The 1,538-nt window shown below is 53.3% G+C and carries 2 protein-coding genes and 1 pseudogene; all 3 read left to right on the top strand.

From position 1 onward, the window contains the following. Positions 1 to 435 (top strand): DUF1320 domain-containing protein (locus tag ACEPPX_RS11720; RefSeq protein ID WP_416624184.1); only part of this gene is annotated, 435 nt, incomplete at its 5' end. A gap of 1 nt (position 436) precedes the next feature. Next, a complete protein-coding gene (locus tag ACEPPX_RS11715; RefSeq protein ID WP_416624183.1) occupies positions 437 to 952 on the top strand; it encodes a Gp37 family protein in 516 nt (171 codons plus the stop codon). A 4-nt stretch (positions 953 to 956) separates the two neighbouring features. Beyond that, positions 957 to 1,538 (top strand): annotated as a pseudogene (locus ACEPPX_RS11710) (phage tail protein); the annotation flags it as partial.

The raw sequence follows: 1,538 nt of genomic DNA, 5'->3' as shown, positions 1-1,538 counted from the left end.
GGGCGAGTAATGTACATCAACGCCGAAAACATGTTTAAAGCGATGAGTAAAGCGGAATTGGTGCAGCTTACAAACGACGAACCGCGTGCCACTGAACCGGACATGGAGGTAGTGGATGAAGCCATCCGCTACGCCTGTGATTTGGTCGATGGCTACCTGCGCGGCCGCTACCTGCTGCCGCTCAAGTCGGTACCGACGGTGTTGCCGCCGTTGTGTATCAATATTGCCCGCCATTTTTTGCACTTGCGCCGCATTAATCGTGCGGATATGCCGAAAACGCTGGAGACCGCTTACAGCTCGACCTTAAAGACCCTGGAGTCTATCCGCGACGGCAAAATCCATATCGGCGTTGATACTTTGGACAAACAGGCGCAGCCCGAACCGGGGGCGTATCACACGCGCGGCGGCTCACGCATTGACATGACGGGATACTGACATGAGTGCGACACGCCCGGTTATTGACGCGGTAGTCGAGCATTTGCAGGCGGCCATTCCGTGGGTCATCGTGGAAGCGTTTCCGGAGCGGCCGTCTGAATACCAATTTATCCACCCGACCGGCGCAATTTTGGTCGGCTACGGCGGTAGCAAGTTCACGGCTTTGGAGCATTTGGGCAGTATTGCCCAGCAACGCGATATCACTTTGGTGTTAACCGTTATCGGCAGCAACCTGCATGGTGACGAAGGTACGCTTGCGATACTGGATGAAACACGCTTGGCCATTGTCGGTTTTCGGCCGCCCAACTGCCTACCCTGTCATTTGTTAGCCGAGCGTTTTTTAAGTGAAGACGCGGGCGCATGGCAGTATGAATTGACGGTACAGACAGAGACCCAGCAGGTGCAGGTGTATAAGCCCGATGGCAATCCTTTGTTTATCCAAGCCCGCTACCGCCACGAAGGTAACCCCCTCGACCCCGATTTAAAACCCAATCCAAAATCAAATAATAAGGAGTAAACATATGGCAGCAACCTATCATCACGGCACGGAGACCATTAAAATCGATGGCGGATCGGTGCCAGTTTATACCGTTGATGGTGCGATTACAGCCATCATCGGCACCTCCCCTGTCGGCCCTGTAAACGAGCTGACCGTGTGCCAAACCAAAAAAGACTTTGGCAAATTTGGCGGAGAACTGACGGGTGCAGGTTTTACCTTGCCTGATGCGGCTCATATCTGGACACGCTACGGTAGCGGTGTGGCTTATGTGGTCAACGTTTGTGATCCGGCCAAACACAAATCAACCGTAAATAACGAAGTATTAGCCGTAAACTCGGATACTTTAACTGCACGCACAGCCAAGCCGGCGCTACACGCAGGTTATACGCTTGTTGACGGCAGCAGCCCGCTGGCAGAGGGTACGGACTACAGCATCAATACACTGACTGGTGATATTGTGTATAAAACCAAACCGGTCGCCCCGAAGATTACCTATACCCATACCGATCCTAGCAAAGTGACTGAAGCCGACATCATCGGTGCTTATGTGGCTGCGACTGGCAAGCGTACCGGTATGGAGCTGGTTACCGAAGGCTTCAACCGT

Origin of the sequence: Neisseria sp. S1 (genome assembly GCF_048060015.1) — a bacterium.
GTDB classification, from domain to species: domain Bacteria; phylum Pseudomonadota; class Gammaproteobacteria; order Burkholderiales; family Neisseriaceae; genus Neisseria; species Neisseria arctica.
The sequence above is the reverse complement of the archived record's forward strand: the minus strand, read 5'-3'. Positions and strand labels throughout refer to the sequence as shown.